Annotated in this window: 25 protein-coding genes; 8 read left to right on the top strand and 17 right to left on the bottom strand. The window is 62.6% G+C overall.

Features of this window, described 5'->3' with window-relative positions; translation table 11 throughout:
• Positions 1-6: 6 nt before the first annotated feature.
• From CK910_RS23365 to CK910_RS23355, 3 genes are all read right to left on the bottom strand, one after another.
• Complete coding sequence (locus tag CK910_RS23365) at positions 7-375, bottom strand: response regulator (protein ID WP_042867032.1); 369 nt, start codon at positions 373-375, stop codon at positions 7-9.
• Positions 376-384: 9 nt separating this feature from the next.
• Positions 385-1,602 (bottom strand): methyl-accepting chemotaxis protein, encoded by a 1,218-nt coding sequence (locus tag CK910_RS23360; protein WP_098984916.1) that lies wholly within the window; start codon positions 1,600-1,602, stop codon positions 385-387.
• Positions 1,603-1,908: 306 nt separating this feature from the next.
• Positions 1,909-2,997, bottom strand: coding sequence for a ketoacyl-ACP synthase III (locus CK910_RS23355; protein WP_043135054.1), 1,089 nt, complete (start codon positions 2,995-2,997; stop codon positions 1,909-1,911).
• Between the two features lie 204 nt (positions 2,998-3,201).
• Between CK910_RS23355 and CK910_RS23350 the strand changes: the two genes are divergently transcribed.
• The 5 genes from CK910_RS23350 (at position 3,202) to CK910_RS23330 (ending at position 7,692) form a co-directional block, all read left to right on the top strand.
• The gene (locus CK910_RS23350) at positions 3,202-4,143 is read left to right on the top strand and encodes a LysR family transcriptional regulator (protein WP_098984915.1); all 942 of its coding nucleotides are present in this window, start codon (positions 3,202-3,204) and stop codon (positions 4,141-4,143) included.
• Between the two features lie 129 nt (positions 4,144-4,272).
• Entirely contained in the window at positions 4,273-4,881 is a 609-nt protein-coding gene (locus CK910_RS23345; protein WP_098984914.1) for a LysE family translocator, read from the top strand.
• Positions 4,882-5,071: 190 nt separating this feature from the next.
• On the top strand, positions 5,072-6,928 hold the full coding sequence (locus tag CK910_RS23340; RefSeq protein ID WP_098984913.1) for a peptidase U32 family protein: 1,857 nt from the start codon (positions 5,072-5,074) through the stop codon (positions 6,926-6,928).
• 149 nt (positions 6,929-7,077) lie between these two features.
• Positions 7,078-7,407, top strand: coding sequence for a DHCW motif cupin fold protein (locus CK910_RS23335; protein ID WP_098984912.1), 330 nt, complete (start codon positions 7,078-7,080; stop codon positions 7,405-7,407).
• 39 nt (positions 7,408-7,446) lie between these two features.
• A complete protein-coding gene (locus CK910_RS23330; protein WP_098984911.1) occupies positions 7,447-7,692 on the top strand; it encodes a DUF1272 domain-containing protein in 246 nt (81 codons plus the stop codon).
• Positions 7,693-7,942: 250 nt separating this feature from the next.
• Here CK910_RS23330 and CK910_RS23325 read toward each other — a convergent pair whose 3' ends face one another.
• Positions 7,943-8,317, bottom strand: a complete 375-nt coding sequence (locus tag CK910_RS23325) for a cupin domain-containing protein (protein WP_098985213.1) — start codon at positions 8,315-8,317, stop codon at positions 7,943-7,945.
• On the opposite strand from CK910_RS23325, the gene CK910_RS24000 reads away from it, so the two are divergent.
• A complete protein-coding gene (locus CK910_RS24000; RefSeq protein WP_146047111.1) occupies positions 8,316-8,570 on the top strand; it encodes a hypothetical protein in 255 nt (84 codons plus the stop codon). The two genes, CK910_RS23325 and CK910_RS24000, sit on opposite strands and share 2 nt — an antisense overlap.
• Positions 8,571-8,697: 127 nt before the next feature.
• Here CK910_RS24000 and CK910_RS23320 read toward each other — a convergent pair whose 3' ends face one another.
• On the bottom strand, positions 8,698-9,174 hold the full coding sequence (locus CK910_RS23320) for a methylated-DNA--[protein]-cysteine S-methyltransferase (RefSeq protein ID WP_098984910.1): 477 nt from the start codon (positions 9,172-9,174) through the stop codon (positions 8,698-8,700).
• Entirely contained in the window at positions 9,161-10,741 is a 1,581-nt protein-coding gene (locus CK910_RS23315) for an AlkA N-terminal domain-containing protein (RefSeq protein ID WP_098984909.1), read from the bottom strand. Before CK910_RS23315 ends, CK910_RS23320 begins: the two co-directional genes overlap by 14 nt.
• Before the next feature lie 190 nt (positions 10,742-10,931).
• On the opposite strand from CK910_RS23315, the gene CK910_RS23310 reads away from it, so the two are divergent.
• Positions 10,932-11,333: a VOC family protein gene (locus CK910_RS23310; protein ID WP_098984908.1), complete on the top strand. Its 402-nt coding sequence runs from the start codon at positions 10,932-10,934 to the stop codon at positions 11,331-11,333.
• 76 nt (positions 11,334-11,409) lie between these two features.
• Here the strand turns inward: CK910_RS23310 and CK910_RS23305 are convergent, their stop codons facing one another.
• The 4 genes from CK910_RS23305 to CK910_RS23290 form a co-directional block, all read right to left on the bottom strand.
• On the bottom strand, positions 11,410-12,888 hold the full coding sequence (locus CK910_RS23305; protein ID WP_098984907.1) for a carboxypeptidase M32: 1,479 nt from the start codon (positions 12,886-12,888) through the stop codon (positions 11,410-11,412).
• A 131-nt stretch (positions 12,889-13,019) separates the two neighbouring features.
• Positions 13,020-13,601: a DNA endonuclease SmrA gene (gene smrA / locus CK910_RS23300; RefSeq protein ID WP_098984906.1), complete on the bottom strand. Its 582-nt coding sequence runs from the start codon at positions 13,599-13,601 to the stop codon at positions 13,020-13,022.
• Between the two features lie 141 nt (positions 13,602-13,742).
• Complete coding sequence (locus tag CK910_RS23295; RefSeq protein WP_098984905.1) at positions 13,743-13,928, bottom strand: DUF3149 domain-containing protein; 186 nt, start codon at positions 13,926-13,928, stop codon at positions 13,743-13,745.
• A 133-nt stretch (positions 13,929-14,061) separates the two neighbouring features.
• Positions 14,062-14,952, bottom strand: coding sequence for a TraB/GumN family protein (locus CK910_RS23290; RefSeq protein ID WP_098984904.1), 891 nt, complete (start codon positions 14,950-14,952; stop codon positions 14,062-14,064).
• 87 nt (positions 14,953-15,039) lie between these two features.
• On the opposite strand from CK910_RS23290, the gene CK910_RS23285 reads away from it, so the two are divergent.
• The gene (locus tag CK910_RS23285) at positions 15,040-15,372 is read left to right on the top strand and encodes a DUF1904 family protein (RefSeq protein ID WP_043135038.1); all 333 of its coding nucleotides are present in this window, start codon (positions 15,040-15,042) and stop codon (positions 15,370-15,372) included.
• An 89-nt stretch (positions 15,373-15,461) separates the two neighbouring features.
• Here the strand turns inward: CK910_RS23285 and CK910_RS23280 are convergent, their stop codons facing one another.
• The 7 genes from CK910_RS23280 to CK910_RS23250 form a co-directional block, all read right to left on the bottom strand.
• The gene (locus CK910_RS23280) at positions 15,462-16,292 is read right to left on the bottom strand and encodes an SDR family oxidoreductase (RefSeq protein ID WP_098984903.1); all 831 of its coding nucleotides are present in this window, start codon (positions 16,290-16,292) and stop codon (positions 15,462-15,464) included.
• A 114-nt stretch (positions 16,293-16,406) separates the two neighbouring features.
• Positions 16,407-17,852 (bottom strand): OprD family outer membrane porin, encoded by a 1,446-nt coding sequence (locus tag CK910_RS23275; RefSeq protein WP_043554719.1) that lies wholly within the window; start codon positions 17,850-17,852, stop codon positions 16,407-16,409.
• Positions 17,853-18,360: 508 nt separating this feature from the next.
• Positions 18,361-20,298, bottom strand: coding sequence for a methyl-accepting chemotaxis protein (locus CK910_RS23270; protein WP_098984902.1), 1,938 nt, complete (start codon positions 20,296-20,298; stop codon positions 18,361-18,363).
• A 95-nt stretch (positions 20,299-20,393) separates the two neighbouring features.
• The gene (locus CK910_RS23265; RefSeq protein ID WP_098984901.1) at positions 20,394-21,296 is read right to left on the bottom strand and encodes a DMT family transporter; all 903 of its coding nucleotides are present in this window, start codon (positions 21,294-21,296) and stop codon (positions 20,394-20,396) included.
• Positions 21,297-21,425: 129 nt separating this feature from the next.
• Complete coding sequence (gene rhaD / locus CK910_RS23260; protein WP_205619597.1) at positions 21,426-22,256, bottom strand: rhamnulose-1-phosphate aldolase; 831 nt, start codon at positions 22,254-22,256, stop codon at positions 21,426-21,428.
• Between the two features lie 203 nt (positions 22,257-22,459).
• Positions 22,460-23,611 carry an iron-containing alcohol dehydrogenase gene (locus tag CK910_RS23255; RefSeq protein WP_098984898.1) on the bottom strand — a complete coding sequence of 384 codons (1,152 nt, stop codon included), beginning with the start codon at positions 23,609-23,611 and terminating at the stop codon, positions 22,460-22,462.
• A gap of 108 nt (positions 23,612-23,719) precedes the next feature.
• Positions 23,720-24,550, bottom strand: a complete 831-nt coding sequence (locus CK910_RS23250) for a helix-turn-helix domain-containing protein (protein WP_216640170.1) — start codon at positions 24,548-24,550, stop codon at positions 23,720-23,722.
• Positions 24,551-24,636 lie beyond the last annotated feature (86 nt).

The raw sequence follows: 24,636 nt of genomic DNA, 5'->3' as shown, positions 1-24,636 counted from the left end.
CCAGACTCAGGGCATGATGAGCTTGGCGACGGCCGCCAGCATCTGATCGGGCTGAAATGGCTTGACCACCCAGGCTTTGGCCCCTGCCGCCTGTCCCTCCTGTTTCTTGCTGTCCTGGGATTCCGTGGTCAGCATGATGACGGGGGTGAACTTGTAGCTGGCCAGTTTCTTGGCCTCCTTGACGAAGCTGATGCCATCCATGTTCGGCATGTTGACGTCGCTGATAATGAGATTGATCTTCTTGCCGTCGAGTTTCCTGAGGGCATCCTTGCCATCGCAGGCTTCCATCACCTCGTAACCGGCTCCCTTGAGCGTCATGCCAACGACTTGGCGAATGGTTGCCGAGTCATCCACGATCAGGACTGTTTTGGCCATATCTGTCTCCTAGAAAAAAGTAACGTCTGCACTGCTGGAGGAATTCATCATGGGTTGCTGGCGGCGGCCATGATGAATGTTGCGTTGTTCATCAGTGGCATAGGAGAGTTCCATGTCTGCCAGCCAGCTCTCCGCATCTATCTGGATGGGGCCGGACTGGTGTGTTCTGTTGCGTGATGAAATCAGGTGGTCATTGAGGCTGTCCATGTTCTGGCGTACATGGTTGAGGATTTGACTGACCCTATCCTGGAACTGTAACGAAACGATGACATCGGAGATCTCGCGGTGGATCCCCGAGCTTTCGCTCTGCAGCAGGGCGGCCGACTCCGCCAGGCTGGTGGTGGCCATGCGAAAGCGCTCCAGCACCTGCTCGATGGCGTGCTCCGAGTCACTGACGGCGGCTTGATCCCGTGCGGCTGCACTTTCTGCTATCTGGAAGGCGCGGCCAATGCCGGTGTTGATGGTGTCGACCTTGTCCGTCATCTTCTGGGCCGTTTCGCTGGAGAGGCGCGACAGGGTGCGTACCTCATCGGCCACCACGGCGAAGCCGCGACCTGCCTCACCAGCCCGAGCCGCTTCTATGGCGGCATTGAGCGCCAGCAAGTTGGTCTGGGAGGCAATCTTGGCCACGTCGAGCGCCATGGTATTGAGCTCTATGGTGTAGGCGGTAAGCGTCTTGATCTCCGCCAGCATGGCATCGCGATTGGCTTGCGCAGAGTGCATGATGGCGAGCACCTGGTTGAGCTGGGCCTGGCTCTCGGCCAGTACGGCGGCCATGCCCGCGGATTTTGTCCCTCCCAGATCGCCAGCGGCATCGTGAGAGGCGGCTACCGCCTCTTCCAGCTTGGTGGTGAGCCCGGCGAAGCGCTGGGTCAGATCGATCATGGCCCCTTCGGTCTGCTGACGGGAGTTCTCAATCTGCTGCGACCAGATGGGGACGGCTTTCTCGCACACTTGTTCGAGCCCGATGATGGAGTGGCTGAGCTGGGCGGCAGACCAGGTATGGGCAGCCTCCTCGTCGTGATGGCTGGCCACCGGCTTGCTGTGATAGTGATGGGAGCACCAGAGGGCTGCGCCCAGTGCCAGCACGCCGTTGGCCAGCAGATAAGGCAGCGGGCTGCCTGCGAGTGTTAGCAGCAGGGTGCTGAGCAGGCCTGTGCCCAGGCAGCATGCCCAACTCACGGGGTCCCAGAATGCAATGGTCTCTGCCGTCTTGTGATCTGTCATACGCAAACTCATCCCTGCACGTGAGTCGGGGCGGGAACAAGCTGCTATCCCACTGGTGACAGAGAGGATGATCCACGCCCGAACCCGTTAGTTACAAATGGCTCAGTAAGGTTAGCGCAAAAAAATAACTTGGTTACAAATCGGTCCTGTTCGGGGGGACCTACTGATAAAACTGGAATATGGAGGCAGCAGACGGGGCTCTGGCTAGACGAGAGCGCGGTGAAGTGGCGGATAACGAAGCGTGGGGATAGCGCGGAGGCAAGCGCAGATAAAAAGGAGCCTGATGACCCAGGCTCCTGATGCGGATTAGGCCTCGTTGGCGTGGGCCTTCTGGCACCCTTCGACCGCATGGGCAATCAGCTCAAGCGCGCTCTTGTCGCACGGGGGCAGCTCGGCATCGCATGAGTTGATGGGGGTGACGCGATCGCCCCACTTGATGATGGCGGCGCCCCAGGTCAGACCGGCACCGAATGCGGCGGTCAGCAGATAGGAGTTCGGCTTGACGCGGCCCTGCTCCAGCGCCTCGCACAGGGCGATGGGCACGGTAGCGGCGGAGGTGTTGCCGTAGTTCTCGATGTTGACCATCACCTTCTCCATGGGCGCGTTCATGCGCTTGGCCAGGGTTTCGATGATGCGGATGTTGGCCTGGTGCGGCACTATGAGATCGACCTGCTCCGGGGTGATGCCGGCCTGGCTCAGCACTGTGCCGGTGGCTTCACCCATGCCGCGCACGGCGCGCTTGAAGATCTCCGGGCCTTCGAAGTTGAAGGTGAAGAGCCCATCCACATCGGCAAAACGCACTCGATCGGTACCAAAGTTCGGGACGTGCAGTATCTCCCGCGCTTCGCTGTCACAGCCGAGCTTGTTGGCAATCAGCCCGCACTCCTGCTCGCTCGCCTCTATTACCACGGCCCCGGCGCCATCGCCAAACAGCACTGCGGTATCACGGCGCGCCCAGTCCAGCAGATAGGTCAGGCGCTCGGCACCTATCACCAGCACCTTCTTCATCATGCCGGTCTGCACCAGGGAGGTGGCGACGGAGAGGGAGTAGACAAACCCGGTACAGGCGGCGTTGAGGTCGAACACGGCGGCGTTGACGGCACCGAGCTTCTTCTGCACCGCAGAGGCGGCATTGGGCAGCAGGTTATCCGGAGTCGCGGTTGCCAGTATGATGCCATCGAGATCGCTCGCTTCCAGGCCTGCACAGGCCAGGGCGCGGCGACCGGCCAGGGTGGCGAGATCCGAGGTGCTGACGTGGGAGATCCGGCGGGCCTTGATACCGGTACGTGGATAGATCCATTCATCCGACGTATCCATGATGGTGCTGAGGTCATCGTTGGTCAGCACTGAGGGGGGCAGACATTTGCCCCAACCGGTGATATTGGCGTATTTCATCTTGTTACCGCTTCTCAAAGTGGATCGCCCGCAGGCGGAAAATCGCGCAATTATGCCGCACGGAGCAACCACTGTCATCTTGTGGTCATGGTTATCTGGCAGGGAAGAGGCGTAAAACCGCCGAAAATAGCGGGAAATTTTGCTTAAAATCGAGGACTCGCCTGCCCTAAGATAGGGCTTTCCACCATCCTACGGGGCCGCCCCTTGCACAAAGTCAACCTCAACTTGCTGCCGACCCTCAAGGTGCTGCTGGAGACCCGCAACATCAGCCGGGCGGCTGAGCTGCTGCACCTGAGCCAGCCCTCCATCAGCAAGCAGCTAAGCCAGCTGCGCAGCGAGTTTGGCGACGACTTGCTGGTGCGGGAGGGGCAGCGCTGGCTGCTGACGCCACGGGCCGAGACGCTGGCGGCGGCCTTGGCGGATTCCCTCGGTGCGCTGGATCGGCTCTACGAGGCACCGGGTTTCGACCCCGGTCGCTGCGAGCGGGTGTTTCGGCTTGCCTCGTCCGATTACGTGGCCCAGCACATCCTGCCCGATATCTGCGCCGCGCTGGCCAGGGAGGCGCCGCTTGCGGCGCTGGAGTACAGCCTGTGGGACAAGCGCCAGCTGCCCCAGCTGTGGCAATCCGAGCTGGATCTGGTTTCCACCATCACGGATCTGGTGCCGGAGCAGATCCGTGGCCTGCATCAGGGGGAGGACAGGCTGGTGGTGCTGATGGGCCGTCATCACCCCTTGGCGGGCAAGCCACTCAGTCTGGATGACTACCTCGCCTGGCCCCATCTGCAGGTGAGCGGCGGCGGTGACAAGGACAGCCCGGTGGAGCAGGTGCTGGCGCCGCAGGGGCTTAACCGGCGCTGGTTTGCCAGGGTGCCCTTCTTTCAGGCCGCAGTGGAGGTGTTGCTGCGCACCGACTGTTTGATGACCACCCCGGCCCATATCGCCTGGCAGCTCTCCCGCGAGCAGGATCTCGCCTTTTGTGATCTGCCGTTTGCCACCCGCACCCAGCAGTATCATCTGCTGTGGCACCAGCGCCATCATCAGGATCCGGCTCACAAATGGTTTCGCGAGCTGGCCTATCCCTTCTTGCGCGAACACCTGCAACGCACGGTCGCCGAGAGCCGCAAGCTGTTGGCTGGCGTCCGCTAGCCGCAGTCGGTTGTGCCAGCCTATAGCCGTTGGCTATGGGATCTATTCATAACTTTCACTTCTGGCATAACTGGTCGCCCCTTACCCTGAGATCCGCTGCTGATCTTCGGCTTACAGGTAGGGAAAGATATGGAATTGACGAGTTGGCTGGCACTGGCCGCAATCTGCGTGATGGGGGCCATCAGCCCGGGGCCGAGTCTGGCGCTGATCATCCGCAATACGGTGCAGGGGGGGCAGGGTCACGGGGTGGCAACCGCGCTGGGTCACGGCCTTGGCGTTGGCATCTATGCGCTCATTACCGCGCTGGGGCTCTCCGTGCTGATCACCCAGACACCGCTGCTGTTTGATCTGATCCGTTATGGCGGCGCCGCGTTTCTCGCCTGGCTCGGCATCAAGGCGCTGCTTGCCAGGCCCGCCAGCGAGTCGGCCGAGGAGGTGGTCCACCAGTTGCGTGGTCGTCAGGGGGCCTTTGAAGGCTTTATGGTCGCCTTTCTCAATCCCCAGCTTGCCATCTTCTTTATCGCCCTGTTCAGCCAGTTCGTGCGGGCCGACACCGGCTGGAACGAAGGGGGTATCATGATGCTCACCGCAGGTGGCATAGATGCGCTCTGGTATGTGCTGGTGGCGCTGGTGCTCTCCCGCGGCCCAGTACTTGTGTGGCTCAAAGCCAAATCCTTTGTGATCGACAAGGTGAGCGGTCTGGTGCTGCTGGGGCTGGCGCTCAAGGTGGTGCTCTGAGGTTCGCTTGTCAGCGGCTCGCGCCATGAGGGCAGGGCCGCTGAACACATACCCGGCTCCACGGGCGGGACTGCGATCTCCGGACTTTTAATCCTGTATCTTGCGGTGATCTTAAGCGGGATCAAGGCAAGCAAAGGGCGACTGACCTAGAGTGACGGGCATTTTCTGTCTGCCGATAGACTCAGAGACCATGCACCCACAGACCCATAGCCACGCACTGAACCGCCTCGAACTGCTGGCGCCAGCCAAGAACCTCGCCTACGGCATCGAAGCCATCAACCATGGCGCCGATGCCGTCTACATGGGTGGCCCCGCCTTTGGTGCCCGCAGTGCGGCGGGCAACTCCCTCGACGATATCGAAGCGCTGGCGCGCCACGCCCACCGTTTCGGTGCCCAGGTCTTCGTTGCCTTCAACACCTTGCTGCACGACAGCGAGCTGGAGCAGGCCCGGCGCCTGACCCACCAGATTTACGAAGCGGGGGCCGATGCGCTCATAGTGCAGGACATGGGGCTGCTGGCACTGGACTTGCCCCCCATAGCGCTGCACGCCAGTACCCAGACCGACAACCGCACGCCAGAGAAGGTGAAGTTTCTGCAGGATGTGGGCTTCTCCCAGGTGGTGCTGGCGCGCGAGCTCTCCTTGGCACAGATCCGCGAAATAAGCGCGGCGACCAAGGTGCAGCTGGAGTTCTTTATCCACGGCGCGCTCTGCGTATCCTACAGCGGTCAGTGCAACATCAGCCATGCCCGCACCGGCCGCAGCGCCAATCGCGGCGAGTGTGCCCAGCTCTGCCGCTTGCCCTGCTCGCTGCAAAAGCCGGACGGTGAAGTGCTGGTGGAGGGCAGTCACCTGCTCTCCTTGAAAGACATGGATCAGACCGACAATCTGGAGGCGCTGATCGCGGCGGGCATTCGCTCGTTCAAGATAGAGGGGCGCCTCAAAGGGCTCGATTACGTCAAGAACGTCACCGCCTGGTATCGCCAGAAGCTCGACGCCATTCTGGAGTGCCGCTCCGATCTGGTGGCCGCCTCGGCGGGGCGTTGCAGCTACAGCTTCGAGCCGGATCCGAAAAAGAGCTTCAACCGTGGCTCAACCGACTACTTCCTCAATGGCCGTCAGCAGGGGATCGACTCCACCCTAAGCCCGAAATACGTGGGTGAGCCGCTGGGTCGCGTCACCAGGGTGACTCGCGATGGCATAGAAATCGACGGCAAGCCCGTCACCCTCAACAACGGCGACGGCCTCGGCTTTTTCAAGCCTAACAAGGAGCTGGTGGGGATGCGCCTCAACAAGGTCGAAGGCAAGCAGTTACTCCTGTCGGAGCGCATGCCGGGCTTGACGGTGGGCACAGAAATCTACCGCAACCACGATCAGGCATTCAGCAAGATGCTGGAAAAGGCCAGCGCGGATCGCCGCATCCGGGTCGATATGCAGCTCTGTGAGTGCGATGAGGGATTGCGCCTCATGCTCACCGATGAGCAGGGCATCAGCGCCGCGGTGACGCTCCCTTGCGACAAGCAGCCTGCCGACAATCCGGAGCGGGCGCTGCAACAGGCGCGCGACCAGCTCGGCAAACTCGGCAATACCCTGTTTGTGGCCCGCAAGATTGAGTTGGCAGTAACGAGGCCGCTATTCATTGCGGCATCACAGCTCAACGGGCTGCGCCGGGATGGCATAGCCGCGCTGGAGGCCGCGCGCGTGGCCAGCTACCAGCGCCCCGAGCGACGCATAGCCCTGCGCGATGTCAGCTATCCGCAGCACCGCCTCTCCTACCTTGGCAACGTGCTGAACTCGGCCGCCGAGCAGTTCTTCCGCGAGCACGGGGTGGAGCGCATCGCCCCCGCCTATGAGGCGAACAAGGAGGAGGGGGAAGTGGTGCTGATGATCACCAAACACTGTATCCGCTACAGCCAGAACCTCTGCCCGAAAGAGGTGCCCGGTCTCAAGGCCGAGCCGCTGGAGCTCAAGATGGGCAAGGACACCTTCCGGCTGCGCTTTGATTGCAACCGCTGCGAAATGCAGGTGATGGGGAGCCTCAAGCGTTAATGACCTCTGCGGCCCCTTTCCGGGCATAGGGCGGCCGCGGATTCGATGGCAGTATAGGAAGGATAGAGAGGGAGCTTGCCCGAGCACGTATATCCCGCCGGGATAAGCGAATGCCCTCGGGATCTCCGTGAGTAGACAAAGGAACTGTCATGAAAATCAATGCATTGCCGTTTTGCACGACCCGCTGGGCCGATATAGCGCCGACCGAGCACAAGGGGGAAACCGGCATCGCCCGCTGGCGTACCCAGACCTTTGGCGAGCTGCGGGTGCGGATGGTGGAGTACTCTCCTGGCTATCTGGCGGATCACTGGTGCAGCAAGGGGCATGTCCTGTTGTGCATCGAGGGGGAGCTGCACACCGAGTTGCAGGATGGCCGCGTCTTCACCCTGACGGCGGGCATGAGCTATCAGGTGGCCGACAACGCCGAGCCCCATAGATCCTTCACCGAGCAGGGCGCCAGGCTCTTTATCGTCGATTGAGCCATTCACCTTCTTTTGCTGCCACCGAGGCCAACCACCATGCTCGAACTCAGACCCAACTGTGAATGCTGTGACCAGGATCTGCCCGCCGACACGGGTCTTGCCTATATCTGCTCCTTCGAGTGCACCTTCTGCGCCGATTGCAGCGAGCACTATCTGCAACTGATTTGCCCCAATTGTGGCGGCGAATTGGTCAGGCGTCCCCGCCGCCCCACGGCCAAGTTGGCGGCCAATCCCGCCTCCATCAAGCGTGTCTTCAATCCGGCCCTGAAAAACCGGCCTTAAGAAACAGGAGTGGCAGTTCGAGCATCCGGTGCTGACGGTCGCGGCTGCATGCCCGGGCCTTGTGCTTGTCTCTTCTTCCCGCATGGGAGAAGGGGGGGGAGGGTCAATACGAAGGGAGCGGCTGGGTGTCTGCAATGTCTCTTTACGAACGCCTGATGAGGCTTGGCTAATCAAGCCTGCCTTGCTGTGCCGGTGGGCGAGTGCCCACCGGTAGATTCGGTTGCAACCATGGTAAGTTGCCAACGACACACTATGGCTTGGCGAATTGATCGGCGCTGAGCACCTCGATGCCAACGAAGGGTTGCTCGCCCTCGACCCAGGCATCGTGCCCCGGCGGTATGGTGTAGGACTCGCCGGCGTTGATTGTCTTGAGGGTGCCGTCCGTCAGGCGGACAGTGAGTGACCCCGAGACGGCGTAACCCACGTGCGAGAGCTGGCATTGCTCCGTCTTGACGACAGGTCTGATGCAGTCAGACCAACGCCAGCCGGGGGCAAAGTTGAACCGCCCTATGGTGTAGCCATTGAGTTTAACGACCTCGACCCGGGTCTTGTCGGGAGTGCGCACCTCGTCGGGGGCGCCGTGGGACCTCACCTGGAATTGAGTGACTGTGACTGGAGTGGACATGTTTTCTCCTCGTTTCAAACGGATTGCAGCCGATGGCTGCGATCGGATCGCCAGGAAACACGCCGTGATCTCGATAGTCAGCAAGCTGCCAACGCGCAGCGTCATCCCGGTCTTCGAAGTATTCGCCCAAACTCCCGTCGGCGCTCTGGTTTGCTGCCGTTATGGGCAAGTTTTCACCCCATGTCAGGCGCGCTCTGCACTGGAACGGCCAGCCTTGCCGGGTCTATCGAAAAACATGGTTGTTCTTCAATAGCTTGGCTGATGAGGGCGAGATGAGCTGGCATTGGGTTACGTCTGGCGCCGAGTGCGGCCAGGGCCTTCCTGGCAGGGCCAACGGCAAGGGCCGGGCGGCCCCTGGCGTGGCGGCAGGAATCCTGGGCTCAGAGCGCGATCCCCTCGAGGCGCAGCAGCTCCTGCTTGATGGGCAATCCCCCCGCATAGCCGGTCAGGCTGCCGTTTTGGCCTATCACGCGATGGCACGGCACTATGATCGACAGCGGATTGCGGCCGTTCGCGGCGCCGACCGCACGGCTCGCACTCGGTTTGCCGATGGTGCGGGCAATCTCGCCGTAGCTGCGGGTCTCGCCATAGGGGATATCGCACAGCGCCTGCCAAACCGCTTGCTGAAAAGCCGTGCCACGGGCGGCGAGCGGCAGCGTGAAGCGCTGCAGGCGCCCGGCGAAATAGGCGTCAAACTCGGCAAGATAGGGGGCGAGCGCCTCACCGTCTTGCTGCCAGCCGCTCATGTCGGGCAGCGCCCGCAGGCCTGCCACAAAGTCCACGTGTACCAGGCCGTGCGCGTTGATGGCGACCAGCAGTTCGCCGCAGCTCGTTGGCAGCATGTCATAGCGGATCATGGGTCATCTCCTCGTCATGGCTTTGGGGCGCCTTGCTCCCCGTGGTGGGTGACACCGGGTTTGCGATGGCACTCGCTGTGGTGGTCAATGGCAGCTTGATCAGCAGGGCCGGTTGTTCGCTCATGGCGTGCCACAGCCAGCTCGCGGCATAGCCGCGCCACGGTTGCCATGCCGCGCTTTGCGCCAGCACCTCCTTTACCGGCAGCTTGTCGCCGCCCCCCAGCGCCTTTTGCAGCACGAGATCGGAGGCGGGGAAGGCGTCGGGATCCTGCCCGCAGCGCAGCCGCCAGTAAGCGACCGTCCAGGGACCTATGCCCGGCAAGGCCAGCAGTTGTTCGTCGCTGGCCGTGGTCAGGGAAAGCGCACCGCTTGCGAGCGCGGCGGCGAGCCCCTGCAGCGTGCGAATGCGGCTGCCGGGCATGCCGATGCCGTCGAGATCCAGTGTGCACAGCTGCGCCGGGGTAGGCAGCTGAGCCACCCCGAACTGCGCCTCGGTACGCGCCACCAGTCGCCCCATGATGGTGATGGCGCCCTTGACCGACACCTGCTGGCCAACGATGGCGCGCAGCATCACCTCGTACTCATCCCAGCCGGCGGGCAAGCGCACCCCGGGCCAGCGCGTCTGCAGGCGCGCCAGCAGCGGATCCTGCCCAAGCCGCTCACCGATGCGCTGCATGTCGGCGTCGAGATCCCACATGCGGCGCACGCGATACAAGAGATCAGGCAGCGCCGCGGGCGGCAGATCATGCACTGTGAGCCTGATGCTATGGCCCTTGCCCTGCTCGATGCGGATCCGGCCCGCGTGATCGCCGACGCTATGGTGCCGCTCATATGCATCGCCATCGACCCGTTCCAGCCCGGGGATGGCCCGCAGCCGGTAAAACGCCAGCATGGCCGCCACGTCATAAGGCGGGCGATAGGACAGCTGCAGCGTGAGCGCCGCGCCGCTCTCGGTGACGTCGGCCCTTCCTTCACGCTGGCGCAGCGCCCGGGGCGCCAGGCCATACGCCTGGCTCCAGGCATCGTTGAAGCGGCGAATGCTCGCAAAGCCCGCCGCAAACGCTATGTCCGTGATGGGCAGTGCGGTTTCGGTCAGCAGCCGTTTCGCGAGCAGCAGCCGGCGCGTCTGCTCCACCTGTTTCGGTGACGCACCTAGGTGCTGCTCGAACTGGCGGCGCAGCGTGCGCTCGCTTATTCCGGCCTCTGCCGCCAGTGCGGCGAGCGAGCCGTCCGCCAGCTCGCCGCGATCGATCCGCGCCAGCAAACGGGCGAGTTCGGGCGGCAGATCGCCGCGTGCGGCGGGGGCCAGCTCGGGGCGACAGCGCAGACACGGGCGCAGGCCATGTTGCTCGGCCGCGGCAGCGCTTTGGAAGTAGCGCACGTTGTGCTCGTGTGGCGGCCGCGCGGGGCAGACGGGGCGGCAGTAGATGCCGGTGGAGAGCACGCCGGTAAAGAAGCGGCCATCGAAACGCGCATCGCGGGCTAGCCGGGCGGCGTGGCATTGCTCGCGGTTGAGGCTCGGGATCCCCTCATCCTGATGGTGGTCACTGGCTGGTGGCGAGTTCATGGTCCTGGCGCTCCGTTCTGGGTGCATGGATGAGAGAGTAAGGGGGAGGGAAGGCGGTGACTAGCCAGAAACGGACAGCAATTGAAATAAAAACGTCGCCGGGAGAGCCGCTGTGGCGAGATTGAAACCGGTCGAACCGGGCGGGCAAGTGTGAGAATCTGGGGTGACAACATCCAAGGAGGATAGCACCATGCCAGGACCCGCCCGCGCCGGCGCCCTGATCTACGCCAGGGATCTCGGCCTGCTGACCCACTTCTACCGCACCCTGCTGCAGATGGACATTCGCAGTCAGGATGCCGCTTTTGTCGTGATGGAGAACGACGACATCCAGCTGCTGATCCATGCCATCCCCGAGTCGATTGCCTGCGATATTGATATCCAGGTGCCACCGCAGCTGCGCGAACAGGGGGCGATAAAATTGTTCTTTACCGTACCAAGCCTCGCCTGGGCCGAGGCCAGGGCGGCCGATCTCGGTGGCGGCCTGCTGCCGCAGCAGTGGCCGGGGCCTGGCTTCGTGCTGCGCAATGCGTTTGATCCGGAAGGCAATATCCTGCAATTGCGCGAGTGTTTGAGTGCCCCGGATCCCCTCTGAATCCGGTTGTTTGCCAATGCAAAACGGGGCAGTCAAGCTGCCCCGTTCCCCTCTTCACTCGCGGGCGCAGCAGCCGTTATTTCAGGTAGCGCTGCTCCAGATGCTGGCGCAGCCAGCGCGGGTTCAGCGCCTCGCCGGTCGCGCGGCGAATGAGCTCGTCCGTGCTGTGCTGGCTGCCCTGTGACCAGATGTGGCGACCAAGCCACGCGAGTATCTCCGGCAGGCGGCCCGCCTCGATCACGCTGCTCATGTTGCCCAGTTCCCGCTCCAGCGCGAAGCGCAATTGCGCCGCATACATGGCGCCGAGCGTGTAGCTCGGGAAGTAGCCGAACGAGCCATCCGTCCAGTGAATGTCCTGCATGCAGCCGTTCTGGTAGTTGCCCTTGGTGGAGAGGCCGAGCCACTGCTGCATCTTGGTATCCCACAGCTCGGGCAGATCGGCCACCTCGATGTGCCCTTCGATGAGGTCGCGCTCCAGCTCGTAGCGCAGGATCACGTGCGCCGGGTACGTCACCTCGTCCGCCTCGACGCGGATAAAGCCGGGCTCGACCCGGTTGTAGAGCTTCGCCAGGTTCGCCGGCGCAAACGCCGCCTGCTCGCCAAAGTGTGCGCGGATGCGCGGCACCAGCAGCGCCAGGAAGGCAGGATCGTGGCCGAGCTGCATTTCGCAGAACAGGCTCTGGCTCTCGTGAATGCCCATGGAGCGCGCCTCGCCCACCGGCTGGCTCATCAGCTGGCGCGGCAGCCCCTGTTCGTAGCGCGCGTGACCCGTCTCGTGCACGATTCCCATCAGGCTGGAGACGAACTCCCGCTCGTTGTAGCGCGTGGTGATGCGCACGTCGGTCGGCACGCCGCCGCAGAACGGGTGGCTGCTCACATCGAGCCGGCCGTGGGCGAAATCAAAGCCGAGCACGCCCATCACCTCCTGGCCGAGCGCCTGCTGGCTCGCGATGGGGAAGGGCCCCTGCGGGATCAAGATGGCGTCATGCTTCTGCTGTTCACTCACCTGCTGGATGAGGGACGGCAGCCAGCCGGTGAGATCGCCGAAGATCTGATCGAGCCGCGTACTCGTCATGCCGGGTTCGTACAGCGCCAGCATGGCGTCGTAGGGGCGCACACCGAGTGCCTCGGCGCGAAGGCGCGCCACTTCCCGCGACAGCGTCACCACGTCCTTGAGATTCGGGGCGAAGCCTGCCCAGTCGTTGTTTTTACGCTGGCCGCGCCAGGCGTGCTCGCACTTGCTGCCGGCCAGCGACAGCGCCTCGACCAGATCGCTTGGCAGCAGGCTCGCATCCTGCCAGTGGCGCTTTATCTCGGCGAGGTTCGCGTGCTGGATCTCATCCAGTGGTTCGCTCTCGGCCTTGGCGATCCAGTCGCCGAGCTCGGGGGCGGTACGCTTTTGATGGATCAGCACGCCGAGTTCGGCCATGGCCTCGGCGCGTGCCTCGTTGCCGCCCTCCGGCATCATGGCTGCCCGATCCCAGCCGCAGATGGCGCTGAGGTGGGAGAGCCGGTGCAGCTGTTGCTGATGTTGTTCAAGTTTTTGATATGACATGGGATTGTCCTTGTTATCGTCCCTGATGGTATGCCCCGTACCTGGCATGATCGGGGCCGATCGATGCTAACACTGCCCTCGTGCGTTTTACCACCCTGGCCTGGGATGACTGACCAGATGACGGGGGCTGGCTAGCCGAGCCGCTTCTGGTGTCGCTCGCGGTTCTCCGCCTTCTTGCGTTCGCTTTTTCGCAGCAACACATAGAGGGCGCCACTGCCGCCGTGGCGGCGCTCGGCGCTGTGCATGGCCATCACGGCCGGCAGTTGCGGCAACCAGGTGCTGACATGGCTTTTCAGCTGGGCGCGCGGTGTGCTGCGCTCCCCCTTGCCGTGCAGGATCAGCAGGCAGCGGATGTCCCGCACCTCGCAATCCGCAATGAACTGCACCAGGCTCTGGCGCGCCTCGTTGAGCGTCTTCTGGTGCAAGTCCAGGCTCGCCTGCAGCTCGTATTTGCCGAGCCGCAGCTTCTTGTAGACCCCCTCCTGTACACCGTCGCGCTTGAAGCCGACGATGGCGTGGGGATCGAGCAGCTCGACCGCCTCCATGCTGAGGTGATCCAGGGTCAGTTGCTCGGCGGTCGCGGCCTGGCGACGGGCCAGTTGCGCCTCGGTCGGGGCGGATGTGCCCGTGAGGGAGGGGGTGTTGTCGCTGCGAATGGGCCGCACGTCGGCCACTTCCTGCAGAAACAGTGAGAGTTCGTCGTCATGAGACACGGCAGGCTCCCCGCATTGGAATGAGCGGGCATTATAGCGGGGATGTCGGGGTCAGAAAATGGGGGTAGCCAGTCAGACGGCCCTGTCAGTCGGGCCGGGCAGGCGACAACAGGCGATCGGGGGATCGCCTGACGAGATGTGTTACTGCTCCTCTTTCGGCGGCTTGGCGTTCATCACCTTGTAGATGAAATAGGCCGCGTAGGAACTGATCAGCAGGAAGGTACCGATAATCACCAACATGGACATGAGCCCCACGCTGTTGCCGAACATCAGGTTCATCCAAAATTCCATCTCATGCACTCCTGTCATCCCATTGATGACAGGCATGATAGATACCTCTTTGGGAGTGACGAGATGATCTCGATCAAGTCCCGTGGTGGTTATTTAACCGGCAGCCGGATCTGTGAGCGGCCTCGCACTCGGCCAAGCCGCCGGGCAGATCAGGCGCACGGATGGGGCATCACTTGGCGGCCGTGCCTGGGCCAGGCGTTGTGAGCGGTGTGATGCGCCACCCCTGCTGCTCCAGCAGGGCGATCAACCCCTGGTCGCCATAAAGGTGCAGAGCGCCTACCACGATAAAGCTCTCGTTCGGCAGGGTCGGCCACTTCTTCAGCCAGTTGCGGTTGCGCTCCGCCAGCAGGGTCTGCTCCAGCCAGGCTTGCAGCTTGGGCGGCGCCATCTCGGCTTTGAGCAGGTTGACCAGGGCGGCCTGATCCCCCTCCTGCCACGCCTTCATCACGTCGCGAAAGCCGGTTTCAAGCTGGGGCAGCTCATCCAGGGTGCTCTCCAGCATCAGGGTCTGGTTGTCACCGACGCTGGCGAGGTAGCCGAGCTGTTCGAGCAGGGTCTCGAAGCCGATGATGGGCTTGCCGCTCTCGGTGGCGCGCTTGGCGAAGTGTTGATCCACCCCTAGCGCGCTGCTGAAACCGGTGCGTTCCAGCGCCGCCTGGGTCAGGGTGATGGCCGCAAACCAGGGGCGCAGCGGGGCCAGCATGTTCTCGGTCAGGCCATTCTGGCCGGCGGCTATGATGGTGCGCCGATACAGATCGAGCGGCACGTGATCCTTGAGGGTCTTGCCATCCACCAGCCGGGTGATGGCGCCCATCTCCTGCCACTGCGTCTGGCTGATGTGGGTCAGGTCGGCCTCCATCACCAGGGCGCGGCTCTGTTGCCAGGCGCGCTCGACGGGATCGGGCAGCGGATAGAGCGAGGGTTTGCCCGCATGAATGGAGCCCAGCAGCCAGTGCTGCTGGTCACCCTTGTTCACCCGATAGAAGGCGGGGTCGGCAAAGGCGGTCAGCGGCAGCAGCAGGCAGAGCAGGAAGGAAATCAGCGTGCGATGAAATCTCATGAGGCACCTTATGTTGGCGGGATGGCTTCTCTTCATAACAATAAGCCCTATGATAAGTCCTCATTCGTCACAGCCAAGAGGTTTCCCATGCCCCATCTTCGTTTTCGGGCCGTCTCCGTCGATACCCTGCAGCAGATAAGCACGCCCCTGCTGGCGGATCTGTGCGCCCTGACCGGTGGCAAACCGGAGTTCGTCACCATGGAGTGCATCGACAGCCACTGGGTACGCGGCGGGGTGATCGAAGCCGGTTTTCCGTTTGTCGAGCTGGTCTGGTTCGAGCGACCGCAGGAGCTGCAAGATGCCGCCGCGGCGCTCATCACCCGCCACCTGAAGGCGGCGCTGGGGGAGCAGACCTATGTGGTGGTGCAGGTGCTGCCCATCGTCAAAAGCCACTACTACAGCGACGGTCAGCACTATTGAGGTGAGGGTAAACAGGGATGATGCGTCGGGTTACGCCGTTACGCGGCCAACCCGACCTGGGTTGCTGATGCCCATCGCCTCCAACGGGATCAGGCCGATTTGGCTAGGATCCTGTCGAGCCAGCGGCTTGGCAGCAGGCGGCGCAATACCGCAAACAGCCGGGTCGGAAAGGTGACAGGGTAGCGATGCTTTGGCCGCTTGCTCTGCAGCGCATGCAGCAGCGGCGGTATGCAGGCTTCGCTTGGCAGCGTGAAACCGCTGGTGGCTCCCTCTTTTTCCAGCCGGGTCAGGGTCTGGCGATAGGCGCCCTGATGGCGGCTCTGGGCCGGATCTATATGGCGCACGAAGGCGGCGCGGGCATTGGCGCGAAAGCGGGTATCGATGGGGCCCGGCTCGATCAGGCTGATGTGCACGCCGCTGCCTTCGAGTTCCAGGCGCAGTGTGTCTGTATAGCCTTCCAGCGCAAACTTGCTGGCGTTGTAGGCGCCGCGATACTTCATGGCCACCAGCCCCAGCACAGAGCTGTTCTGCACTATCCGTCCCTCTCCTGCCGCCAGCATGGCCGGCAGTATCTGGCGGATCAGGTGGTGCCAGCCAAACAGGTTGGTGTCGAACTGGGCACGCAGTGCTTCCGTGGGCAAGTCCTCCAGCGCGCCGGGTTGGCCATAGGCGCCGTTGTTGAACAGGCCATAGAGACGGCCCCCCGCCAGCGCCAGCGCCTCTGCCGCCCCCCGCTCTATGCTGGCGGTGTCCGCGAGATCCAGTTGAACTGCCTGCAGACCCTGCTGTTGCAGCTGTGCCACATCGTCGGCCTTGCGGGCGGAGGCGATCACTGTGAAGCCGTGAACCCCGAGCGCCTTGGCGGCGGCGAGGCCGATGCCGCTGGAGCAGCCGGTGATGAGCACGAAGGGGTGGGGCATAAAGGTCATCCTTGTTGGCGACCAGAGCCTGGCCGAAGCGGGCATGGTAGCCCGAGCGCGACAAAAAAGAAAACCGGGCCATGTGGCCCGGTTTGCTGAGGTTCTACCACCTGCTTACAGTATGGTGAACGGCATTATGATGTGGAACTTGACGTCATGCTCGGAGGCGAAGATGTTCGGGTATTCGGTCCAACCGCCGCCCTGGCTGATGTCGTTGTTGTAATCTGTGTAGTGCAGTTTGAACAGTGTGCCTTTCAGCTTGCCATCCTGCACCGTGTACATGACGTCGAAGTTGGCTGCCCATTCGGTATCTTCACCGTTGGTGGCCTTGGTGCCGTCGCCTTTCTGGATATCCCAGCCGTAGGCGCCGGAGACACCGACGGACCAGCCTGGTGCACCCACCAGATCATCCAGGGAACGGGTCACGCCGAAGAACAGTGCTTTCTCGTTGTTCGCGTTCCAGTCGGAGCGGGAATCCCACCAGATTTCGTTCGCGCCCTGGGAGTTGCCGTAGCCACGGGTCAGACGGGGCAGGTAGTTGCCTTCGTTACCCTCGGCCTTGGTCCACAGACCTTCCAGACGGAAGCCGTACGGGCCTGTGCCCCAGGCGGCGGTCAGCGCTTGTTGCCATGCCATGCCGTCATAAGTCTCGATGTCGGCACCACCCTTCTGATAGGTGTCGGTTTCGGAGCCGTAGAACTGATAGCTGGTGGAGAGGCCGTTCAGCACGTCGAATTTATGGGCCAGCTTGAAGTGGTAGCTGTCCATGTATTTTTCGGAGTTACCGTAGGAGCCGGTGATGGCGGTGCCATTTTCGAAGGTATAACGTGCGGCTACACCCTGGATGTAGTCGATGACGTTTTCATCGGCGAACGGATCCATCCATGCCTTGGCGCGGGAGAACTTCTGGGTTTCCTTGTACCAGGGGGACTTGTACTCGTCGGCGATGGCGTAGGTCAGGTAGAGGCCACCGAAGTTACCCTCGATCTGGCCACCACGGTAGGTACCCGGCTGATAGGACCAGTTCACACCGATCACGCCCGGTACGTAGAGCTGGGTCAGGCCGCCCTTGGCGGTGATGGCACCGTCCAGTGCTTTCAGTTTCAGCGAGGCGTTGGCCAGGCTGAAGCCACCCTCGGGGGAGCCATCCTTGTAGTTTTCGCCCCACTTGTTGCCGGCGAAGGAGAATTCGTTCTCCTGGTTGACCGCATGGTTCTCGGTCACGGCCAGGTCATAGGCACCGAAGCCCCCCACGTCGATACCGACGATGTCCCAGGCATAACCCGAGTTGAAGTTAAGGGAGGCCTGGGTAGTGGCATGGCTCAGGTTGGACTGGTATTTGCCTTCTTTCTTGGCGGCAGTCGGGTCGCCATCGATACGCTGACGATCACGCTGGAAGTAGAAGAGGCCACCGTTGAGTTTGCCTTCTTCATAGAATTTGCTGGCGGCGGCAGCATAGGCAGGACCGGCTTCGTCGGCAGCGAATGCCATACCGGGGGCGACCAAGGCGGCAACAACGGCTGCGCTCAATGCGGCACGCTTGAAGATCACTTTTTCCATTTTGTATTGCTCCTGATTTTATGGACTTAGCTTTTTTGTCCGGCAGTCAGGCGATGGCCCGCCGCTCGGTATTGGCATTGCAATCAAAACCCCGTAGGGCAAAAAATTTCTGGTAGCTCGTCTGCGGCCGCGACGTCTTGGCACATCTGCGGTGGGCAGTTCTGTTCATCACATCATTTTATTTTTTGTGTTCCGATTCTTGGCTATCGGACAATTCCAAGAGTACGTTCGCGGTGCGAAATATCAATGAAAAGTTCCCACCAAGTTTCAAAAATATGACCGAGTGCAAATAATCATGGATCTTGTTGTGGACACTCCCAGCCCGCTCATATCGGCGCTGATAGCGTTTTCAGGTGAAATTGACCAGCAACGCGGGCGGATCTCTCACAAGGGGCATAACTTTTTTCGTTAACCTGTATGCAACAGATAATTTTGTGGCACAAAAAAAGATATGCCCCCGCGTTGGGGGCGGGGGCAGTGGACTCGGAAGGAGATCTGGACGGGAGATTCAGGCCTGATGGCCGAGGATGCGCGGGATCTGGCTGGCCTGGTGATGGATGTGCTTCGACACCTGCACCGAGAGGCGGCTGCCCTGGCGGGCGTGCTGGCTGATGCGCGCGATGAGATCGGCGAAGCTGGCCAGCTTGTGTTCCTGGCTCTTGGCGTTGTCGGCCCCCTGCAGCGCTATGACGGCTGTGCTGCGCGCCATCTCCCGCACCGCCTGGGTGGTCTGGCGCAACTGCTCCGCCTGCTGGCGCTGGGCGGCAGCCTCCGAGGTGATCCGCGCCAGCACAGTGCCGAGCAGATCTCCCGCCTGGGTGAGCCGCGTCAGGATCTCGGTGATCTGGCCAAGGGATCGCTGGGTGTCGGCGGAGAGGTGGCGCACCTCGTCGGCCACCACCGCAAACCCGCGCCCCTGCTCCCCCGCCCGGGCAGCCTCTATAGCTGCATTGAGCGCCAGCAGGTTGGTCTGCTGGGCTATGTGACCTATCACGTCGACGATGGCGGTGACATCGTCCACCGAACGCTTGAGCTGGGTCAGGGCGCCACTGCTCTCGTCGATGGCAAGCCCGGTCTGGGCCGTGGCCTGCAACATGCCCCCCACCAGTTGCTCGCTCTGGCTCATGGAGTGCTCGTTGTGCTGGGCGTGCTGCGCTATCTCTGCGGCCACCTGATGCACCTCGCCAGCCAGCTGGTTCAGCTCGTTCATCATCAGATCGCCCTCGTCCACCGCCTGTTCCGTGGTGCGCGTGCTGTGGTGGATCTCTTCGACCTGATTGACCATGCCCTGCAGGCTCAGTGAGACCGCCGACAGCTGCCCCTCCTTCTGCTGTTGATCCTGTTGCAGGCGCATGATGAGGCGGTTGTAACTGGCGACTATGTCGCCGAGCTCGTTGCGCTCGCGCCCCTGGGGCAGGGTCTCGGCCTGACCCGTCTCGTCGAGTTGCAGGAAGGCGGCGCGCAGGCGCAGCAGCGGCGTGACCAGCCAGCGGCGCTGCACCAGGGCAAACAGCAGCGCGACCAGCACCAGACAGAGCGCCAGGCTGCCGAGTATGGCAGCCAGCCGCTGGTTGACCGCCTGCCGCTCGGCGGCAAGCTCGGCCCCCATCTGGCCGGTGGCTTGCAGCATCTGGCTGATGTCCTGCTGCACCGCCTGGCGGGCAGTCTGCTGCTGTTGCAGCGCCTTGCGGCTGTTTTCCAGCTCTTGCGGGTAGCGCGTGAGCAGGGAGAGCAGTTCGGCTTTGGGCAGATCGCCCAGCTCCTTGTGCTCTGGCTCACCCAGGGTGAACTCGTCGGCAGGCGGCGCAGCAAACAGGCCGAGCAGCGGCAGGGCGGCCAGTTGCTGCGCCTGCTTTTGCATGGCAGCCAGCTCGAACGTCAGTCCCTCCAGCAGCTTGGGGCTGGCCTGTTCCATGTAGTTCTGGCGCAGGTGGCCGAGTCCGGGCAGGGCCGCCAGTATGTCGGTGGCACCCTGGCGGTATCGATCCGCGCTGGCCGGATCTGCGCCCGTCGCCCCCTGCTGGCCATAACGCAGCAGCGCCCTGGCCTGGGCGGTCAGCTCGTTTTCGGCGTTTTGCAGCAGCCACTGGCTGTTGCCGGAGAGCTTGCCCGCCGCCAGATAGTCGCCGTCGATGCGAGTGCCCATCCGTTCGAGCAGGGCGCGCAGCGGGGCGGTGAGCGCAGCATCCTGCTGCGCCAGCTGGGCGAGCGCCTGCTTGCGTAGCGCCTGGGCCTCAGTCAGGCGCAGGGGATCGCCGCTGGCGAGGTAGTCGCGCAGGGTGCCCTGCAGTGTGCCGGTCAGCCGCTGTTGCAGCCGTTCGTGTTGATGCTGGGCCTGTTCGGCCCGGTTCAACTGCTGCCAGCCATGAAACAGGGCGCCGGCTTGCACGACGGCGACCAGCAGCAGTACCAGGGAAGAGAGGGAGGCGTAATGGGCTATTTTCACGTCAGGATTCCTGCTTGAGCCACTGGAATGGAAGTCGGCGTGAGCTTAAGCAGGAGATATGGCGTTTTTATGACAGCCGCTGCATGGCGGCGAGGTCATGACAACGAAGGCGCGGCGGGCTCCTTCTGCTTGCCGGCGGCAGGCGACTTGCCCAGCATGCCGAGCAGGGCGCCTCCCATGATGAAGGCCCCGGCCAGCAGGTGACGGGGCGTCAGCTGTTCGCCATTGAGCAGCACCAGCAACAGGGTGCTCAGCAGCGGGGTCAGGTAAGCCAGCGCCCCGATGCGACGGGGATCTCCGTCTCGCAGCGCCAGATACCAGGTGACGAAGGCCGCCCCCATGGGCCCGAGCGCCAGCCCCAGGATCAGCCACCAGTCGCCGGCGGGGATCTGTTCGAGGGGCAGCGGCCCTTCCAGCCAGAGTGCCAGCAGCAGTGCCAGCAATCCGGCGGGCAGGCAGGCCGCCGCCGTCACCACTGCCGGGGCGGGGGGCAGCCGGCGGGAGAGCACAGAGTAGGCACCCCAGATGATGGCGGCGCCGAGCGCCAGCAGGTAGCCGGGCAGATAGGCCTGCTGCAGCTGCAACTCGCCGTTGACCATCACCAGCACGGAACCCGCCAGCCCGAGCGCGCCGGCCAGCAGGTGGCGGGCATGGAGCGGATGGCCCGGCAGCAGCAGGGGAGTGAACAGTATGATGCACAGGGGCCAGAGATAATTGATGAGGTTCGCCTCCAGCACGGGGGCGTGGCGAAAGCTCATGAACAGCAGCAGATGGTAGAACAGCAGCGCCGCCACCGTGACCAGCCAGGTGATGGGGCGAGCCCGCCACTGGCGCCAGAACGGCAGGGCACCGGCGCCGCAGAAGAAGAGCACCAGCCCCACCAGCACCAGAGGCGACACGCTGGTGATCCGGGAGGTGAGCGCCGCCAGCGAGGCCCACAGCAGTATGGTCAGCAGCGCAAAACCGGTGGACCTGTCCCACCAGGAAGAAGCAGACATCCAACACTCCTTTGCAGATGAATGAACAAAAAGAGGGCCAGTCTAGCAGACCGGCCCTCCCTGAGGTGCAGTGGTTTTGAGCGCGGCATCGCCATAAGCCCCGCTGGCAGGGCCTATACCGGCCGCTTGCTACAGACCGAAGGTTTCCTGCAGCGCCTGCATGTCCTGTGGGCTGACCCCTTCCGGCTCGAAACCGCTGGCGAGACACATCAGGTGCAGCTTGGCCCCCTTGTTCGCCACATCGACGAAGTCAAAGGCCATCAGTGCATCCGTCCCTGTGGCCACGGCACCATGTTTTTCCCAGATGGCCACATCGTGCTGGCGCAGGGCGGCCGTGGTGCCATCCGCCATGGTCTGGCTGCCGGGCATGCAGTAGGGCACCACACCTATGCCGCGTGGCACGAAGGCCCGCACCTCGGGCAACATCTTCCAGCAGGCGTGGGTGTAAGCGGCGCTGTCACGGGCATAACGGGGATGGTGAGAGAGCGCAATCAGCTCGAGCGGATGTGTGTGTACCACGCAGCGATCGGCTGCGCCCCGGCGCTGCTTGTCCATGACGATCTCTACGTGGGAGATGAATTCGCTGGTGGGCTGGTAGTCGTGCAAGCCACGGCCTCCCCACAGGATATGGTAACCCCGGGCCTCGTCATCGATCCGCAGGACGCAGCCCGCGAGCTCCGGGCTGCGCAGCTCGCGTATGCGTTCCCCCGTGCCCTTGACGAAGAAGACATGACCGGCGCTGTCGGCCGGGAAGGCGCCTTCCCCCCCTACCATGGACAGGGGGCAGTGGGGATACTGGCTCAGGTCGGCGGGCGCCTGCCCAAAGATGTCGGTGAGATCGACGGAGATGTTGCCGCCGTTGCGTTCGGCCCACTCTCGTTGCCACAAATAGGCGGATACCTCGACGACCTTCTCGATTTCAGCCCGCACGGCTGCGTTGAATTCAATCTGCTGCATCATTCCCTCTACCTTGCGTTGAAGAGCCATTGTGAGTGGGGCCACTGTAACCAGTGGCGCGGCGTCGAGCCTCAACGGGGGCGCCAAGCCAGGAGCGGAGTTGGCCGGATTTTCAAGAAGTGCACAAAGGGGCGGAGGGCTGGATGCAGGCTGTTGAAAACAGAGAGGCCGCCAGGGGGCGGCCGCTTGTCGTGTCGGGTTCGGGGTCAGAACGCGGCTTGATAGAGGGCCAGCAGCTCTGTCTTGCTGGCCACCCGGGGGGCACAGCCGGAACAGGGATCGGCGGCGGCGGCATCGACCCAGCCGGCGAGATCCCCAGGCTGTATACCGAGTTCATGCAGGCCACCGGGAATACCCACCCGGGCGGAGAGTGCGCGAATGGCCTGGATGGCGGCAACGGCGGCACCAGCCTTGCTCATGGCACTGGTATCTACCCCCATGGCGGCGGCTATGTCGGCGAAGCGATCCTCCCTGACGGCCAGATTGAACTCGCAGACCACCGGCAGCAGGATGGCGTTGCACACGCCGTGCGGCAGGTTGTGGGTGGCGCCGGGCTGATGAGCGAGAGAGTGCACGTAGCCAAGCCCTGCGCTGTTGAACGCCATGCCGGCCAGGAACTGGCCGTGGGCCATCATCTCGCGAGCGGTCAGATCCTGGCCGTTCGCCACCGCTTGCGGCAGATATTCGGCAATCACCCGGATGGCGGCGAGGGCCGAGTGATCGGTCAGCACATGGGCACCGATGGAGACATAGGCCTCAATGGCATGGGTCAGGGCATCCATGCCGGTGGCGGCGGTAACGGCCGGGGGCAGTCCCACCATCAGGGTGGGATCGTTGACTGCCACTGTCGGTATCAGTGCAGCGTCTATGATGACCATTTTGACCTTGCGCCGGGTGTCGGTGATCACCGCATTGCTGGTCACTTCGGCGGCCGTGCCCGAGGTGGTGCTGATGCAGGCCATGAAGGGGCCCGTGTGGACGACCTTGCCGATGCCTTCGAAGTCATGGACCTGTTTGCCCGGGTTGGCAACCAGGGCGCGCACCGCCTTGGCGGTATCCATGGCGCTGCCACCGCCAAAGCCGATGAGTGCATCGCACTGCCCGGCCTGCCAGGTTGCCAGCGCCGCGCTGGCAACCTTATCGGTCGGGTTGGGCTCTACGCCGTCATAAACCTGGGGGGTGAAGCCATGATCACGCAGTGCGCCGAGCAGACCGTCCAGCAGACCAAGCGAGATCAGGGCTCGCTCGGTCACGATCAGCGGACGACGGGCGGGCTGGTTGCACATCAATTGCACCAGATCGTGGATGGCTCCACTGCCGGACAGGCTGATCTGGGGTAGACACAATGCAAAAGCCATCAGATATCCCTCTTCTTTGGATGAAATTAAGGGGATATTAAGCTTGTTGTGGCGGACGGCCTTTAACCTTTGGCCCGTGAGGGAAATATAGTGGCCAAGAATTGAAGTTTATTTATAGCGTTTTCTGTATTGCAGTGGCGTCAGCTCAAAGGCATGGTGAAATTTGCTCGAAAAATAATTGCCATCATTGAATCCACTCTCAAATGCGATATCTGTAACCGATTTATTGGTATGGCTGAGCAACCAGGATGCATGGCAGAGTCGCACTCGTCCGAGATAATTGTTGGGGGTCAAGCCAGTATATTCCTGTATTTTTCGGTTCAGGGTGCGCAGCGGAATGGAAAAACGTTCAGACAGTTGGCTCCAGTCGATCTCTTCCTGATAGTTTTCATCGAGATAATTAATGAGGGCCAACAGCCTTTCCTGATCCCCTTCCCCCTTGCCGCCCGCTTCCCCTCCTTGCTGACGGGTACGCCAGAGCAGCACGGCCAACTGGGAAAACAGTGCTTCGATCATCACCGGAGAACAGGCATCTCGCCGGCTGTTTTCTGCCGCTATCTGGTTCAGCAGCAGCTCGCTCTGCGGTTGCAGGGAAGGGGGGAGTCGCAGTCCGCCACTGGCCGGATGGCAGCTGGTTTGCAGCAGGGTTTGCAACCCGTCTGCGAAGTGGAATCCCTCCGGCCTGAACAGCACGTTGGTCAGGCAGAGATCCTTCATCTGATCGAACATATGGGCATCGTCTTCGCGCAGGTAGAAGACACTGCCGCGGCGGATATGCACGGCGCTGCCGTCCGTGATGTGGATGGCACAGCCAGATTTGATCAGCACGAGTTCATGAAACGAATGACAGTGCTCCGGAAAGGGTTCCTGCGGAGCGCGTGGCAATACGCTGATGACCTTGTTGTGGTCAAAAAAATCGGTCTGTTGCAGGCGAAACATGGTCGCTCTCTTCATGAGGTGATGAGCAGTGAATATGCGCAGGCGCCGGCTCCGGTCAATCAAATAGCACGGGTTTCGTGAGGGTT

This window comes from Aeromonas sp. CA23 (assembly GCF_002587065.1).
GTDB lineage: Bacteria > Pseudomonadota > Gammaproteobacteria > Enterobacterales > Aeromonadaceae > Aeromonas > Aeromonas bestiarum.
This window is presented reverse-complemented; position numbering and strand designations above follow the sequence as displayed.